The sequence below is a fragment of the Actinacidiphila alni genome (assembly GCF_900112845.1).
GTDB lineage: Bacteria > Actinomycetota > Actinomycetes > Streptomycetales > Streptomycetaceae > Actinacidiphila > Actinacidiphila alni.
Genome location: NZ_FONG01000003.1, coordinates 359,843 through 374,238 on the forward strand (window position 1 = coordinate 359,843; position 14,396 = coordinate 374,238).

General features: G+C 72.6%; 17 protein-coding genes. 4 read left to right on the top strand and 13 right to left on the bottom strand.

What is annotated here, in order from left to right; translation table 11 throughout:
* Positions 1–58: 58 nt before the first annotated feature.
* From BM076_RS07310 to BM076_RS07355, 11 genes are all read right to left on the bottom strand, one after another.
* On the bottom strand, positions 59–544 hold the full coding sequence (locus BM076_RS07310) for a YbaK/EbsC family protein (RefSeq protein WP_093712539.1): 486 nt from the start codon (positions 542–544) through the stop codon (positions 59–61).
* 37 nt (positions 545–581) lie between these two features.
* On the bottom strand, positions 582–1,421 hold the full coding sequence (locus BM076_RS07315) for a TIGR02452 family protein (RefSeq protein ID WP_093712540.1): 840 nt from the start codon (positions 1,419–1,421) through the stop codon (positions 582–584).
* Positions 1,422–1,506: 85 nt separating this feature from the next.
* Positions 1,507–2,559 (bottom strand): NAD-dependent epimerase/dehydratase family protein, encoded by a 1,053-nt coding sequence (locus tag BM076_RS07320; RefSeq protein ID WP_093712541.1) that lies wholly within the window; start codon positions 2,557–2,559, stop codon positions 1,507–1,509.
* Between the two features lie 157 nt (positions 2,560–2,716).
* Positions 2,717–3,439 carry a lysophospholipid acyltransferase family protein gene (locus tag BM076_RS07325; RefSeq protein ID WP_093712542.1) on the bottom strand — a complete coding sequence of 241 codons (723 nt, stop codon included), beginning with the start codon at positions 3,437–3,439 and terminating at the stop codon, positions 2,717–2,719.
* A gap of 274 nt (positions 3,440–3,713) precedes the next feature.
* On the bottom strand, positions 3,714–3,875 hold the full coding sequence (locus BM076_RS36495; protein WP_177246359.1) for a hypothetical protein: 162 nt from the start codon (positions 3,873–3,875) through the stop codon (positions 3,714–3,716).
* Between the two features lie 101 nt (positions 3,876–3,976).
* Positions 3,977–5,032, bottom strand: coding sequence for a hypothetical protein (locus BM076_RS07330; RefSeq protein ID WP_093712543.1), 1,056 nt, complete (start codon positions 5,030–5,032; stop codon positions 3,977–3,979).
* A 16-nt stretch (positions 5,033–5,048) separates the two neighbouring features.
* Entirely contained in the window at positions 5,049–6,002 is a 954-nt protein-coding gene (locus BM076_RS07335; protein ID WP_093712544.1) for a cytochrome c oxidase assembly protein, read from the bottom strand.
* A 197-nt stretch (positions 6,003–6,199) separates the two neighbouring features.
* On the bottom strand, positions 6,200–7,225 hold the full coding sequence (locus tag BM076_RS07340) for a 6-phosphofructokinase (protein WP_093712545.1): 1,026 nt from the start codon (positions 7,223–7,225) through the stop codon (positions 6,200–6,202).
* Between the two features lie 229 nt (positions 7,226–7,454).
* The gene (locus BM076_RS07345; RefSeq protein ID WP_093712546.1) at positions 7,455–8,183 is read right to left on the bottom strand and encodes a type 1 glutamine amidotransferase; all 729 of its coding nucleotides are present in this window, start codon (positions 8,181–8,183) and stop codon (positions 7,455–7,457) included.
* A gap of 63 nt (positions 8,184–8,246) precedes the next feature.
* Positions 8,247–9,485, bottom strand: coding sequence for a MurT ligase domain-containing protein (locus tag BM076_RS07350; protein ID WP_093712547.1), 1,239 nt, complete (start codon positions 9,483–9,485; stop codon positions 8,247–8,249).
* A 289-nt stretch (positions 9,486–9,774) separates the two neighbouring features.
* Positions 9,775–10,419, bottom strand: a complete 645-nt coding sequence (locus tag BM076_RS07355; RefSeq protein WP_093712548.1) for a TetR family transcriptional regulator — start codon at positions 10,417–10,419, stop codon at positions 9,775–9,777.
* Between the two features lie 150 nt (positions 10,420–10,569).
* On the opposite strand from BM076_RS07355, the gene BM076_RS07360 reads away from it, so the two are divergent.
* Positions 10,570–11,802, top strand: a complete 1,233-nt coding sequence (locus BM076_RS07360) for an acyl-CoA dehydrogenase family protein (protein WP_093712549.1) — start codon at positions 10,570–10,572, stop codon at positions 11,800–11,802.
* A 92-nt stretch (positions 11,803–11,894) separates the two neighbouring features.
* Positions 11,895–12,713, top strand: a complete 819-nt coding sequence (locus tag BM076_RS07365; protein WP_093712550.1) for a hypothetical protein — start codon at positions 11,895–11,897, stop codon at positions 12,711–12,713.
* 10 nt (positions 12,714–12,723) lie between these two features.
* Here the strand turns inward: BM076_RS07365 and BM076_RS36500 are convergent, their stop codons facing one another.
* The gene (locus BM076_RS36500) at positions 12,724–12,891 is read right to left on the bottom strand and encodes a hypothetical protein (RefSeq protein WP_177246344.1); all 168 of its coding nucleotides are present in this window, start codon (positions 12,889–12,891) and stop codon (positions 12,724–12,726) included.
* Between the two features lie 185 nt (positions 12,892–13,076).
* On the opposite strand from BM076_RS36500, the gene BM076_RS37940 reads away from it, so the two are divergent.
* Together BM076_RS37940 and BM076_RS07370 are read left to right on the top strand one after the other, a co-directional pair.
* Complete coding sequence (locus BM076_RS37940; protein ID WP_265737086.1) at positions 13,077–13,205, top strand: hypothetical protein; 129 nt, start codon at positions 13,077–13,079, stop codon at positions 13,203–13,205.
* A gap of 91 nt (positions 13,206–13,296) precedes the next feature.
* Positions 13,297–13,935 (top strand): winged helix-turn-helix domain-containing protein, encoded by a 639-nt coding sequence (locus BM076_RS07370; RefSeq protein WP_093712551.1) that lies wholly within the window; start codon positions 13,297–13,299, stop codon positions 13,933–13,935.
* On the opposite strand, the gene BM076_RS07375 is transcribed toward BM076_RS07370, so the two are convergent.
* Complete coding sequence (locus BM076_RS07375) at positions 13,919–14,383, bottom strand: universal stress protein (RefSeq protein WP_093712552.1); 465 nt, start codon at positions 14,381–14,383, stop codon at positions 13,919–13,921. The genes BM076_RS07370 and BM076_RS07375 overlap by 17 nt on opposite strands.
* Between the last annotated feature and the right edge of the window lie 13 nt (positions 14,384–14,396).

Below are 14,396 nucleotides of genomic sequence, written 5' to 3' on the forward strand. Positions count from 1 at the left end.
ACGCCGAAGGGCGGCCCACCCCGGGGTGGGCCGCCCTTCGGCGTGCGCGCGGGCCGTGTCAGCCCGCGACGGCCTCGGTGCGGGGCGCGGCGATCCGCACGTAGTCCTTGGTGGACAGTGCGAGCGAGCGGTCCAGACGGGCCGCGTTGAAGAAGATCTCCTCGTGCTCCAACAGGGCCGGGTCCACGACCAGTTCGAGCTTCTCGTCGAAGGAGAAGGGCAGTACGGTGCCGCTGACGCTCCCCGCGAGGCGCTCCGCGATGTCCCGCGAGGCGAAGGACACATAGGTGCCTTCCAGGAGCGCCTTCACCGCGTTGAGGTCGACCCGGCGGTCGCCGGGGACCACGGCGAGCACGTAACGCGTCACCTTCTTGCCGACCTTGACCATCACGACGATGCATTTGGCCGCCTGGGCGAGGGAATTGCCGCGCAGTTCACTGACCACCTCGGTCGCGCCCTCCGGCGCGTGGTCGATCAGCCGGTACTGCGCGCCCTCCGCGTCCAGCAGGGCGATCAGCCGGTCGTACGTCTCGTGCTCGCTCATGTCCGTCATCTCCGGCAGGTGAACTGCCTTGTGCTGCCTATGGTGTGCGTGTGCCGAAGGCGGTCGCGAAGGCCGCCCGCGTCGGGGAGTCCTGCCGCCGGTCGAGGACCGCGAAGACCACCTCGTCGAAGGCGCCGGCGAACCGGCCGCCCCCGGTCAGCAGCCGCGCGAAGGCCGCCGCGACGCGGGCCGGGTCGTTCATGAACACCCCGCACCCCCACGCGCCGAGCACCAGCCGCCGGTAGCCGTGCGCCGCGGCCACTTCCAGCACCCGCTCGGCGCGCGTGTCCAGCGCGGCCCCGACGCGGTGCGACTCCTCCGGCATCGTACGCGCGATGACACCCGCGTTCGGCGCGGGGGAGGTGAGGAAACCGACCGCGTACGGCGCGTCGAGCAGGGCGCCGCGGTCGTCGCGGAAGACGGGGACGGCGGGGGAGTGGATGACGCGGTCGCTGTAGAACACGTCGCCGTGCGCCCGGTGGTGGGCGTAGAAGTCGGGCGCGCGCAGCAGGCAGGTGTAGAGCGCCGACGAGCGGCAGAGCGCTTCCTCCTGCGCTTGCGCGCCGTTGACGTAACCGCCGCCCGGATTGCGGGCGGAGGCGAAATTCAGCACCGCGACCGGGCCGGGGCCCGCCCCGACCAGCCTGCGCGCCGCCTCCATGCTGCTCTCCGGCGTCACCGCGCACGTCACAGGACCCGCGCCCCACCCGGCCTCGCCGGGGACGGCGACCGGCTCCGGGCCGTACACCCGCGTACCGTCCGCCGCCGCGGTGATCGCGTCCGCGAGGGGGACGCGCCGCCCGCCGGGCGTATCGTACCAGCCGTCCGCGGAGATCCTGCTGTTCTCGGTGGCGATGTTCCGCAGACGAGCACTCATGCACCGCAGGCTAAGCCGTCGGCGGCGGCCGGCGCGAAGCAAATACGGCCGTGGGCCCCGCCGTACGGACGCGCGGGTGCCGGTGTCAGGCGCCGTTCGCCGCGAGCCAGTCGTCCTCGGCCGCGTAGTCGAACCAGTCGCCGTGGTCCGCGGAGAGCCGGGCGGGGAGGGGGAAGAGGTCGCGCCAGTCGGCCTTCGCCAGCTCCGCCGCCAGCCAGGCGGCCGTTTCCGGTACGGAGTCCTCGTAGGTGGTGACCGGGCGGTAGCCCAGTTCGCGTTCGGCGGCCGACATGTCAAGCACCATCGGATGCGGCGTGCTCCACGGGGTGTCGCCCACGGTCGGGGCGGGCGGCGGCCCGTCGATGAGGACGGTCTCGCTGGTGACACCGAGGGCGCGGTCCACCGTGGCGGAGATCTCTGCCACCGTCGGCGCCTGCGGATCACCGGCGTTGAGCACCCGGGAACCGGGCTTCGCCGCGGCCAGCCGGACCAGCTCGGCGACGTTCGAGGCGTGCACCGGGTGGAAGCGGCTGGCGCCGCCGTACGCCAGCACCCGCACCGGACGGCCGTCCAGCGCCCGTTTCACGAAGTGCAGTTCGCGCGGCAGCGGACTGTGCGTGCCGTGCACGGCGCCCGCCCGCAGCAGCGTGGACGGCAGCCGGTCCCCGGCCGCGAGCAGCGTCTGCTCCAGCTCGACCTTGCGGGTGCCGTACGTCGCCGGGCCCGGCGCGACCGTCGCGCAGGTCTCCGGCAGCGGCAGCGGATAGCGCGGCGCGCCGTCCGGCTCGCCCTGGGTGTCGAAATTCCGGCCGCGCTCGTCCTCGTAGACCGCGGCGCTGGAGATGACCACGGCGGAGCCGATCCGGTCCGACAGCGCGAGCAACTGCCGCGCGTCGGCGGCGTCGTAGGCGACGCAGTCGAGCAGGACGTCGCAGCCGTCACCGAGGGCGGCGGCGAGCGCCGCGGTGTCCGACCGGTCCACCCGGACCGTCCGCACCCCCTCCGGTGGGCGCTCGTCGGCGCCGCCGCCGCCGCGGCGCGAGGCCGCCGTCACCCGCCAGCCGTCCGCGGCGAGCGCGCGGACCGCCTGCCGTCCCATCTGTCCCGAAGCGCCGATCACGAACGCGGTTCCCGTCATGACCGGGACGCTATGCGGGCGGCCGCCACCGCGGCCAGAGCGGTTCGCCCTGCGCGGATTCGCGCTCGGCGCAACGGCCGCGGGCGCGGTCCGCGCGGGGAACGGCCTCGATCTCCGGCGGCACCTTGCGGGTGCCGCCCGCGCGGGGAACGGCCGGTCAGTGCGGTTTGCGGCGCAGCCGGCCTCCGCCGGCCTGCGCGAGCGCCGCCTGCTCGGCCTTCACCTCGCCCGCGTACCGGTCGACGTACTCCTGGCCGGACAGCGCCATGATCGCGTACATGATCTCGTCGGTCACCGACCGCACCACGTACCGCTGTTCGTCCATGCCGAAGAAGCGGCTGAAGTCCAGTGGCTCACCGAAGCGGATGGTGACCCGACCGATCCGCGGGAAACGGCGTCCTGGCGGCTGGAGTTCGAAGGTGCCGAGCACCGCGCAGGGGATCACCGGGGCCTGCGCGCGCAGCGCCATCACGGCGACACCGGTCCTGCCGCGGTAGAGCCGTCCGTCGTGCGAGCGGGTGCCCTCCGGATAGATGCCCAGCAGCTCGTCGCGCTCCAGCACCTCGATCGCCGCGGTGACCGCGGCCTGGGACGCCTTGCCGCCGGACCGGTCGACCGGGATCTGGCCGACGCTGCGGAAGAACGCCGCCGTCAGCCGCCCCTTGAGGCCGGGGCCGGTGAAATACTCCGCCTTCGCCAGGAAGGTGATCCGGCGCGGCAGGATCGCGGGCATCACGAAGTGGTCGGTGAAGGACAGGTGATTGCCGGCGACGATCGCCCGGCCGCTGTCCGGGATGTGCTCCATCCCCTCGATCCGCGGCCGGAACATCAGCCGCAGCAACGGCCCGAGGAACACGTACTTCAGCAGTCGGTAGATCACGGCGGCTGCCTCCCCCAGATGCGTCCCGGCGCGCCCGGGGAGCGGTGCCCCGATGCCCGGTGCCCCGGCAGAGTAGTGCCCACGCTTCCGTGACGCGAGCCCGCACACGCCCGCGACCCGCGCTTATGCGCCGTGCGGCGGGCTCGGGGGGCGGTCCGTGCGGCGCCCGGAGCGGGCGCGGGGCCCGGGTCCGGCCCGGACACGGGCCCGATACCGGTCGCGATCCCGCCCGGACACCGGTCCCGGTGCCGTCAGGGCGGTGTCCCGGTTACGGTCAGCGGGGCACCCGGATCGCCGCCGCGCCGGCCGTGCACAGACCGAGGACGACCCAGCCGAACCAGAGCCAGCCGTTCGACCCCAGGGCCACGGTGTAGGCGACCACGGCCACCAGGCACGCGACCGTGGTCAACGCCATCGCCTTGACCGGTCCCGGCATGGCACGCCCTCCTTCCGACCGGGCGCGTGCGCGCGGCCGCCGCCGAGGCGGACGGCGCGGTACTGCCCCGTCTTCAGAATGACCCCGCGCCGTCACGGGCGCTACCACTCCCCGTCGGTCACCCGGCCCGAGTCGTCGCCCAGGTGCGTGATCTGCGTCGGCGCGGGCGGCACCCACGGCTGCTCGTCGTCGCCGAGCCAGTCGCCCACCGGCTTGACCCCGGCCAGCGGCCCGGCGGCGGGCAGATCGTCGCCCTCCGCGTCGTAGTAGTCGAACCAGGGCAGGCCCGCCGCGTTGTAGGCTGCGCGGTCCACCGGGGACGGCGGCGCCGGCTCACCGGTGATCGCCCGCCACTGCGGTGCCGTCGCGAGGTGCGCGAAGACCCGGCCGGACGGCTCGGTCCGCCAGTCGTCGAGCGGCCGGTCGTCGCCGTACACCTCCTGGTGCATCCGGCCGCCCGCGCCGAGCCCCATCGCGGGCGCCGACCTGGCCGCCGTCGGCGCCGGCGGCGGGACCGGGCCCGCGCCCGGCGCGCTCGGCGGGAAGGCGGGAGCGCCGCCGTGCCCCGCGGCGGCCGACGCCGACACACCCCACAGGCCGCTGGTGGAGACCGCACGCCGGCTCTGTTCGGCCCGCCACCGCGCCAGCGGCTCGTCCCGCAGCCCGAAGACCTGGAGCTGCACCCCGCCCCAGACCTCCGCGCCGGAGACCTGTCCCTCGACGGTCGCGCCGAGGCCCAGCGGCACGGCCACGAACTGCCGGATCGTACCGGCGCCGGAATTGATGCCGTCCAGCCACGGCTGACGCGGCAGCACCACGTAATTCTGCGGATCGCGCGACAACCGGTCGCTCCACGGCCGCCCCGAGACCGCGCACACCTTGCCGACCCCCACCTGGAGCGCGGCGGGCACGGCCGAGGAGAAGCTCAGCCACATCGCCTCGCGCTGGTGGACCGGCAGCAGCACCCCGCCGCGCGCCCGCCACTGCTCCGGCGCCCGGCCGGCGAAGTCGCTCACCCTGCGCAGCGGAAAGGCGCCGAGACCCGGCGGCAGTGGGTGCGTGCCCTGTTCCGGCAGCCGCAAGGTCCGCATGAAGCGGACCGTCACGCCGCCCGGCAGCTCGAGAGCCGCCCCCGATATCCGTACCCCACCGCCCATCCAGGGCCCCCCTCCATCAGCGGCCGCGCGCCTCCAACGAGGCCAAATACGCGTTGTACGCGACCAGTTCCGCGTCCCCGTCGCGGTCGGCGGCCCGGTCGCTGCGCCGCGCCTGTCGCTGCTCGGAGGTGTACCACTGGAAGAGCAGCGCGACCAGCACGAGGACCGACGGGATCTCACTGAACGCCCAGGCGATGCCACCGGCCGCGGTCTGGTCGCCCAGCACATCGATGCCGAGCGAGGCCGGCGGGTGCTTGAACGTGCTGAGCATCGGCTCGCTGGCCATCATCACGGCGATACCGAAGAAGGCGTGGAAGGGCATGCCCGCGAACAGCTCCAGCATCCGCATCACATAGCCGGGGCGGTGCGGGCCCGGGTCGACGCCCATGATCGGCCAGAAGAACAGCAGTCCGACCAGCAGGAAGTGCACCATCATCGCGACGTGCCCGGTCCTGCTCTGCATCAGATGGTCGAAGATCGGCGTGAAGTACAGGCCGTACAGGCTCGCGATGAACAGCGGGATCGTGAACGCCGGGTGGGTGATCACCCGCAGATAACGGCTGTGCAGCAGCTTCACCAGCAGCTCGCGCGGGCCGGTGTGCCCGCGCTCGGCGGCGGGCAGCGCGCGCAGCGTCAGCGTCACCGGGGCGCCCAGCAGGATCAGGATCGGCGAGAGCATGCTCAGCACCATGTGCTGCACCATGTGCACGCTGAACATGACCATGCCGTAGTCGTTGAGCTTGGTGCACATCGTCAGCGCGACCGTCAGCACACCTGTGACGAACGCCACCACACGGCCGGCCGACCAGGAGTCACCGCGCCGCCGCAGCCGCAGCACGGCCCAGCCGTACAGCGCGAGCGCCAGCAGGCAGCCGACGAGGAAGAACGGATCGCCGCCGCTGTACGACAGCCCCCGGCCGAGGGTGAACGGCGGCAAGTCCATGTGCATGCCGTGTCCGCCGTGGTCCATCCGTCACTCTCCTGTCGCGCGCCGACCGGCCGGTGCCGATTCGACCGTTGTGCCCGCTCCAGAGTAGAACCGCCCCCGGACGCCGATTCGGCCGGGGGCGGGCAGCGCGAACGCCCGCGGTACGGCGCTGTTCAGAGCGCCGCGCGGGCACGCAGGAGGGGGCGGCATACGCACCCGGCCTCGGCGCGCGCGAGGGGTCAGAGTACGCACTCGGCCTCGGTGTAGCGCTCGGCGGGCACTGTCTTGAGCTGCTCGACGGCCTCGGCGAGCGGGACGAGCGTGATGTCGGTGCCGCGCAGCGCCGTCATCATGCCGAACCGGCCGTTGTGCACGGCCTCGACGGCGTGCCAGCCGAAGCGGGTGGCGAGCACCCGGTCGTACGCGGTGGGCGTGCCGCCGCGCTGCACATGGCCGAGGATCACCGGCCGGGCCTCCTTGCCGAGCCGCTCCTCCAGCTCGACCGAGAGCTGGTTGGCGACACCGCTGAAGCGCTCGTGGCCGTAGATGTCGGTGGCGCCGGAGGTGAAGTCCATGGTGCCCTCGCGCGGCTTGGCGCCCTCGGAGACCACGACGATCGCGAACTTCTTGCCTGCCTCGAAGCGTTCGCCGACCACCCTGGCCAGCTCCGCCACGTCGAACGGCCGCTCGGGCACCAGGATCGCGTGCGCGCCCGCCGCCATGCCGGAGTGCAGCGCGATCCAGCCCGTGTGCCGTCCCATGACCTCCACGATCATCACCCGCTGGTGCGACTCCGCGGTGGTCTTGAGCCGGTCCAGGGCCTCGGTGGCGACCATCACGGCGGTGTCGAAACCGAAGGTCACGTCCGTGGACGCGATGTCGTTGTCGATGGTCTTGGGCACACCGACGATGGGCAGGCCGGCGTCCGACAGCAGCCGGGCCGCCTTGAGGGTGCCCTCACCGCCGATCGGGATGATCGCGTCGAGACCGAGGTCGGCCACATGGCCCCTGGCCTGCTCGACCCCGCCGCGCAGATGCGCCGGCTGCACCCGGGACGAGCCCAGGATGGTGCCGCCGCGGGGGAGGATGCCGTTCACGGCGTCCAGGTCCAGCTTGCGGTAGTCGCATTCGAGCAGGCCCTTCCACCCGTCGTGGAAGCCGATGACCTCATCGCTGTGGTCCACCACGGCGCGGTGCACGACGGACCGGATGACGGCGTTCAGCCCGGGGCAGTCGCCGCCGCTGGTCAGCACACCAATACGCATTGCTCTCGATACTCCCGCAACTCGACCGGACGGCCGGACCCCGTCGTCCGGATGGAACGCGGCAAGCTTACCGAGAGCGGCTGTCACGCCTCCACGGCGACCGAACTGCGGACACCTGACGATTACCCGAACACCGGGCAACGACTGCGCCGCGTGACGGCGACCGGAACGGACCGGACCGGTGACGTGCGACGGTGACGCGTGACGGCGACCGGACCGGACGTGCGGCTCAGGCGGGCTGCACGGACGCGGCGATCCGCTCCGAGCGCAGCGCCTCGAACCACTGGTCGTCGACCGGCGGCAGCGCGTTCACATCGAGGGCGAGCTTGATCAGCAGATCGGCGATCTGCGGATTGCGGGCCATCACAGGCCCGTGCATGTACGTGCCGAAGACCGTGTCGTTGAACGCGCCCTCGGTGCCGTCCCCGGTGCCGTTGCCCTTGCCCATCCGCAGCCGGGCGAAGGGCCTGGCCTGCGGGCCGACATGGGTGACGCCCTGGTGGTTCTCGAAGCCGGTCAGCGGCGGCAGGCCCAGCTGCGGGTCGATGTCGGCCAGGACGTCGCCGACGCACCGCTCGCCCTCGCCGCGCACGCTCACCACGTCGAGCAGTCCGAGGCCCGGCTCGGGGCGGCCCAGGTCGTTGACGAATTCGTGGCCGAGGATCTGATAACCCGCGCAGACCGAGAAGACGATCGCGCCGTTGGCGACCGCGCGGCTCAGGCCGCCGTCGCGCCGCAGCCGCTCGGCCGCCAGCCGCTGCGGCCGGTCCTCGCCGCCGCCGATCAGATAGATGTCCCCGGAGGTCGGGACCGGCTGGTCGGAGCGGACGTCGACCCGGCTGACCGGCACCCGGCGCTGCGTGGCGCGGTGCTCCACGACCAGCGCGTTGCCCTGGTCGCCGTAGGTGCTCAGCAGGTCGGGGTAGACCCACACCAGCCGCAGGCTGGACTCACTCATGCGTGCTTCTCCTTGTCCGTGGTGTCGGCGACGTGTCCGTGGCGGTCGGCGGGCCGGCCGCGGTCAGTTGCCGACCCGGCGGCGCAGGTCCTGGAAGGCGGTGTAGTTGGCGATCGCCTCGATCCGGCCGGGCGGGGCGCTGCGCACCGCCTCGTCGAGATTGGCGCAGACCCGGAACTGCAGGCCGGCGACTTCGAGCCGGACCGCCAGGTCGAGCTTGCGGTCGCCGATCACCATGATCGGGTGCCCGGCGAGCCGGGTGTAGTCCACGTCCCACAGCCAGGAGGTGTCGGTGCCGTCGGCGCCGCGCGCGTTGACCGACAGGATCACCGGGGTGGGCGGGCCGTCGATCAGCGAGAAGGTCTCCAGCCAGCCGGCCGGGTTCTTGGCCAGCAGCAGCCGCAGCTCGCGCTGCTGGAAGGTCACCACGTCGTAGCGGCCGGCCACCGCCTGCACGGAGTACATCCGCTCCAGGGCGACCTTGGGGTCGATGCCGAAGGCTGCCGCGGCGGCGGCGGACATCGCCGCGTTGGACTTGTTGGCGCGGCCGGGCAGTTGGAGCTGGATCGGCCAGGCGGAGCCGTACGGGTCGACCACGTGGTCGCCGGACAGCGCCCAGGTGGGGGTGGGGCGGCGGAAGCCGCACTCGCCGCAGAACCAGTCCTCGGACGGGCGCTGGAGCACACCGCCGCAGGACGGGCAGGACCAGGCGTCGTCCTTCCACGCCTGGCCCGCCGCGACCCACACCACCGTCGGGCTGGAGGAGGCGGCCCAGGTGATCAGCGGGTCGTCGGCGTTGGCGATGATGATCGCCTCGACCCCGGCCAGGCCCTCGCGCCACTTCTCGGCGAGCATCCGGGTCTCGGCCGCCCGGTCCAGCTGGTCGCGGGAGAGGTTGAGCAGGGCGATCGCCTTGGGGGCGACGTCCCTGGCGACTCCGGCCAGATACTTCTCGTCCACCTCGATCACGCCGAAGCGGGCCTCGGAACCGCCGGCCAGCGCGGAGGTGATGCCGGCGGGCATGTTGGCGCCGAGCGCGTTGGAGACCACGGGGCCGCCCGCGCGCAGCGCCTCGGCCAGCAGCCGGGTGGTGGTGGTCTTGCCGTTGGTCGCCGACACGAGGATCACGTCGAGGTGCCGGGCGAGCCGGGCCAGCAGATCGGGGTCGAATCTCAGCGCCACCTTGCCGCCGATCACCGAGCCGCTGCCACGGCCCGCCACGCGCGACACCGCCGCCGCGGCCTTGCCCGCCGTCACGGCCAGCTTCGCCCGCGGCGACAGCGGCTCCGAGTTGCCTGCCATCGTCTGCCTTCCTCCTCGACTGCGACCGGCCCCGCGCTGCCCCGTGGCGGCTGGTTGTGCGCCCACGAGAGCCACTTGGGCGGCCGGCAGGGTCCGTTCCGGGTCAGCCTATCCACTCCGGGGCGCTGGCCTGCACCGCGCCGCCGTGTCCGCGCCGCTGTGATGTCCGCGTGGCGGCGAGGCCGGTACCGCTGTGCTGTCCGTGTGGCGGTGAGGCCCGTACCGCCGTGATGTTCCGTGCTGCTGTGCGGCCGGTGGCCGTCGTGCCGTCCGTGCCCGGGACGGCCCTTCAGAGCCCGGGGCTGCCCGCGCGGTCGCCGGCCGCGGCCAGCCGTCCCCACAGCAGGTCGGCCAGGTGCCGCACCAGCAGGTCGCGGGAGAACGGTCGTTCGCCGAGCCACCAGTCGCCGGCCGCGTACATCATGCCGACGATGCCGTGGCCCCAGGCGCGGGCGAGCTGGGCGGAGTCCGGGCCGAGGTCGAGGCGTTCGGCGATCACCTCGGCGAGGTCCTCGCCCATCCGGCGCAGCAGCGGTACGGAGTGCCGCCCGGCGTCCAGGCCCTTCTCGCCGTCGGCGGGCGCCTCGGCCGGATGCATCAGGAAGCGGTAGACCTGCGGGTGCGCCTCGATGGCCCCCAGGTACGCGTGCAGCGTGGCCTCGACACGGTCGCGGCGGTCGCCGGGGGAGTCCAGGGCGGTGCGCAGGGTGGCGAGCAGCGCGTCGGTGTGCCGCTTGGCCAGGGCCCGGTACAGGCCGCTCTTGTCGCCGAAGTGCCGGTAGAGGATCGGCTTGGTGATGCCCGCCTCGGCGGCGATGGCGTTCATGGACGCCTCGGGGCCGTCCCGCAGCACGACACGGTCGGCGGCTTCGAGCAATTCCGCCCGGCGCCGCTCCGTGGCCGTCCGCCGGTCCTCCCGCTGGCCGGTCTCCACCCGCGCCTCCCCGGTTGTTCGATTGCTGGTGGTCAGCGCAACGTAACACCCCGCCGACCGCGGTCCACGCGCAAACGGAATGAGTTGACATTGTCTACCGATGGGTAACAGACTGCTGTTACCGCTAGTAACCGGCACGTGGAGGGGACCATGGGCGACTTCACGCTCGAACTCAACGACGACCAGCAGTCCGTGCGCGACTGGATCCACGGTTTCGCCGCCGATGTGATGCGCCCGGCCGCCGCCGAATGGGACGAGCGCGAGGAGACCCCCTGGCCCATCATCCAGGAGGCCGCCAAGATCGGTCTGTACTCCCTGGACTTCTACGCCCAGCAGTACTTCGACCCCACCGGCCTCGGCATCCCGCTGACGATGGAGGAGCTGTTCTGGGGCGACGCGGGCATCGCGCTGTCCATCGTCGGCACCGGACTCGCCGCCGTCGGTGTCCTCGCCAACGGTACCGAGGAGCAGATCGGCACCTGGGTCCCGCAGATGTACGGCGACGTCAACGACGTCAAGCTCGCCGCCTTCTGTTCCTCCGAGCCGGACGCGGGCTCCGACGTCTCCGCGATGCGCACCCGCGCGGTGTACGACGAGGCCACCGGCGAGTGGGTGCTCAACGGCACCAAGACCTGGGCCACCAACGGTGGTATCGCCAACGTCCATGTGGTGGTCGCCGTGGTCGACCCGGAGCTGGGCACCAAGGGCCACGCCTCGTTCATCGTGCCGCCCGGCACCCCCGGTCTGTCGCAGGGCCAGAAGTTCAAGAAGCACGGCATCCGCGCCTCGCACACGGCCGAGGTGGTGCTGGAGGACGTCCGGATCCCGGGCGACTGCCTGCTCGGCGGCAAGGAGAAGCTGGACGAGCGGCTGGCCCGCGCTCGCGAGCGCGCCAGGAGCGGCGACAGCGGCGAACGTGTGAAGAACGCCGCGATGGCCACCTTCGAGGCGTCCCGTCCCGCGGTCGGCGCCATGGCCGTCGGCACGGCGCGCGCCGCCTACGAGTACGCCCTCGAATACGCCACCGGGCGCGAGCAGTTCGGCCGCCCGATCATCGACAACCAGGGCGTCGCCTTCCAGCTCGCCGACATGCGCACCCAGGTCGACGCCGCCCGGCTGCTGGTGTGGCGCGCCTCCTGGATGGCGACCGCCGGCCGGCCCTTCACCTCCGCCGAGGGCTCGATGTCCAAGCTCTTCGCGAGTGAGACCGCCAAGAAGGTCACCGCGCAGGCCATACAGATCCTCGGCGGCAACGGCTACACCCGCGAGTACCCGGTGGAGCGGATGCACCGGGACAGCGCGATCTACACGATCTTCGAGGGCACCAGCGAGATCCAGCGCCTGGTCATCGCGCGCACCCTGTCGGGGATGCCGATCCGGTGATCCGGCGCGCATGACCAGGCGGCACCACGGTCGTTGACAGGGCGTACATCATCCGATGCGCGCCCTTTCGGCGCCCGCCCGGGGGAGGGCCGATGGCCGACCCGCAGTGGAAACGCCTCGTCGAACACGTCATGGCGGTTCCGGAACGTGTCTACGAGCACTGGAGCAGCACCGAAGGCTGGGACAACGACACCGAATTCGGCAAGGAGTACGGCGAGAACCGCGTCTCCTGGTGCGTGATCTTCGACTGGGACATGTACCACGACGTCGGCCTCGACAAGGTCGTGCCGAAGACCGACAACGTCACCGCGTTCAGCAAGTGGGCCCGCGAGAAGGGCGCCTGGTCCGCCTACCCGAGCATCGGCGCCTGGGTGAACCTGGACAACGGGCAGCACACCGAGATCGTCACCGGATTCGACGAGCGGTACGTCCACACCAAGGGCGGCAACAGCGTCAAGGCCGGCTCGACCGACAACGGCCAGGGCAACGGTGTGTGGTCGCACCGGGAACTGCGCCGCGCGCAGAGGGTCAGCGGCTACTTCGCGCCGCGCTTTCCCGACGGGATCTGCCCGCCGACCGCGGACCCCGCCGATCCGCGCGGCGGCCGTGCGGTGGACTCCTACCGGGCGCGCGCGGCCGCGTCGCACACGGCGCCCGAATTCCCCGGCCGGAAGTACTTCGTGCTCGGCGCGGTCAGCGACCACGCCCTGCTGCTCCAGACCTGGCTCCAGCGCGGGAACTGGGGCCCGCCGTACAAGGTCGGCCCGTCGCGCACCATGACCGCGCTCGACTTGGAGAAGGTGAGGGCGCTCCAGAAGCACTACCCGGCGCTCGCCCCGGCCGACGGCCTGACCGGGCCGCTGACCTGGAGCTACGCCTACGAGGTCGCGTACGGTCTGCGCGCCCGCTAGCGGGCGGTGATCACTCGCCGCCGCCGCGGTAGCCGCGCAGCAGGAACCAGGCGAGGAAGGCGACACCGAGCACCGAGATGACGATCACACTGCGCATCACCGGACCCGGTCCTGGCGAGTCCGACAGCGCGAGCGTCGTGAGGTCGTGGAAGGCGCCGAGATCCGTGTGGCTCTGCATGGGGGTACTCCTAACGGTCCGGTTGCCCAGACTAGACCCGGGTGCCGGGCCGTCCGCGCCCCGGGTCGGTGCGCGCGTCGGCGTGGCGGGCCGGCCGGGAGGGCGCGGTACGAAAACCGGACAAAGCGGGGCCGTTCTGTTCGGGGCCCGCACGCGGCCGTACCGCGTCTGCTTCAATGGTGCACATGGCCAGCATCACTGACTCCGGGACAGGTCGCGACGACCTCGAGCCCTTCTGGCCGTCCCGGCAGGAGCACCACTTCGACCGCTGGTGTTGCCGCGCGATCCCCGCGCGGACCCGCGTTTCGAGCTGACCGCCGCGGCGGCCCCCGAGCCGTCGCCACCAGCCACCGGTCCCGCGCAATACGGCGTCCTGACGACCCCATCGCGCGAAAGAGCCGAACGATGTCGAATCTCCCGCACATCCACTCCGTGCCCACTCCTGCCACCACCCCCGCCGGCGCCGCACCGGCCGCCAACAGGCAGCGGCTGCGCGCCGTACGCCCCGACGAGGTGCCGCCCGCGCCGGACTTCCTGCCGCCGGGCGCCACCTGGCTGCCCGCGCCGGGCCATGTGCTGCCCGCCGTCCCCGGCGGCGCCCCGATGGTCGGCTATCTCGTCCTGGTCCCCGCGGACCAGGTCCCGGCGGCCGTCCAGGACCGGCCGCTGCCGATCGGCGCGGCCGGCCGGACCGCCCTCGCCGTCCCGGCGGACACCGTCCACCCGCTGGACGGTGCCGACCCGCTGGACGGAGCGCCGATCAGCATCGACGGCGAGCGCCGTACCGCCGCCGTCGAGGGCCGCCGGCTCGACCTCACCTACCTGGAGTTCGAGCTGCTGGCCCATCTGGTCGCGCATCCGCACCGGGTGCACTCGCGCGACCAACTGGTCACCACCGTCTGGGGATACGGGCACGTGGGCGACGGCCGTACCGTCGACGTCCACATCGCCCGGCTGCGCCGCAAGCTCGGCGCGGAGCACCGCGCCAGCATCGTGACCGTGCGCCGGGTGGGCTACAAGTACGCCCCTACGGCACGACCGTGACCGGCCACCGTCCGGCCTTGACCAGCCGGACGGCGACCGAACCGACGAAGCGGTGGCCGGCGCGTTCGGACGCGCCCACCACCACGGCGTCCGCCGTGAGCTGTTCCGCGGCGGCCGTCAGGCCGTTGTAGGGGTCGCCGCGGAAGGTGTGGAACTCCCACCGCACCGTGAAGGTCCCCTGCAGCCGCTCGACGGACTCGCGGATCTCGGCCATCAGCTGCTCGGCGATCCCGGAGTCGATCTCCGACACCGGGACGCCGAGTGCGGCGCCGGTGGGCATGTACGGCTGCACATAGACCAGGGCGAGCAGTGCGTGCTGCCGGCGAGCCAGCCCCGCGGCGTAGGCGGCGGCCCGCCAGGACGTCTCGGAACCGTCCAGTCCGGCGAGGATGACCTTCGGACCGTCCGTGCCGCGTTCGAAGTGCGCGGGCAGCTTCTGCTCTTCCACGCGGGCCAGGCTA

Bases quoted from the DNA above. Each gene is read 5' to 3' on its own strand.
- BM076_RS07310 (WP_093712539.1), bottom strand. From the start codon at position 544: ATGAGCGAGCACGAGACGTACGACCGGCTGATCGCCCTGCTGGACGCG.
- BM076_RS07315 (WP_093712540.1), bottom strand. From the start codon at position 1,421: ATGAGTGCTCGTCTGCGGAACATCGCCACCGAGAACAGCAGGATCTCC.
- BM076_RS07320 (WP_093712541.1), bottom strand. From the start codon at position 2,559: ATGACGGGAACCGCGTTCGTGATCGGCGCTTCGGGACAGATGGGACGG.
- BM076_RS36495 (WP_177246359.1), bottom strand. From the start codon at position 3,875: ATGCCGGGACCGGTCAAGGCGATGGCGTTGACCACGGTCGCGTGCCTG.
- BM076_RS07330 (WP_093712543.1), bottom strand. From the start codon at position 5,032: ATGGGCGGTGGGGTACGGATATCGGGGGCGGCTCTCGAGCTGCCGGGC.
- BM076_RS07335 (WP_093712544.1), bottom strand. From the start codon at position 6,002: ATGGACCACGGCGGACACGGCATGCACATGGACTTGCCGCCGTTCACC.
- BM076_RS07340 (WP_093712545.1), bottom strand. From the start codon at position 7,225: ATGCGTATTGGTGTGCTGACCAGCGGCGGCGACTGCCCCGGGCTGAAC.
- BM076_RS07345 (WP_093712546.1), bottom strand. From the start codon at position 8,183: ATGAGTGAGTCCAGCCTGCGGCTGGTGTGGGTCTACCCCGACCTGCTG.
- BM076_RS07350 (WP_093712547.1), bottom strand. From the start codon at position 9,485: ATGGCAGGCAACTCGGAGCCGCTGTCGCCGCGGGCGAAGCTGGCCGTG.
- BM076_RS07360 (WP_093712549.1), top strand. From the start codon at position 10,570: ATGGGCGACTTCACGCTCGAACTCAACGACGACCAGCAGTCCGTGCGC.
- BM076_RS07365 (WP_093712550.1), top strand. From the start codon at position 11,895: ATGGCCGACCCGCAGTGGAAACGCCTCGTCGAACACGTCATGGCGGTT.
- BM076_RS36500 (WP_177246344.1), bottom strand. From the start codon at position 12,891: ATGCAGAGCCACACGGATCTCGGCGCCTTCCACGACCTCACGACGCTC.
- BM076_RS37940 (WP_265737086.1), top strand. From the start codon at position 13,077: ATGGCCAGCATCACTGACTCCGGGACAGGTCGCGACGACCTCGAGCCC.
- BM076_RS07370 (WP_093712551.1), top strand. From the start codon at position 13,297: ATGTCGAATCTCCCGCACATCCACTCCGTGCCCACTCCTGCCACCACC.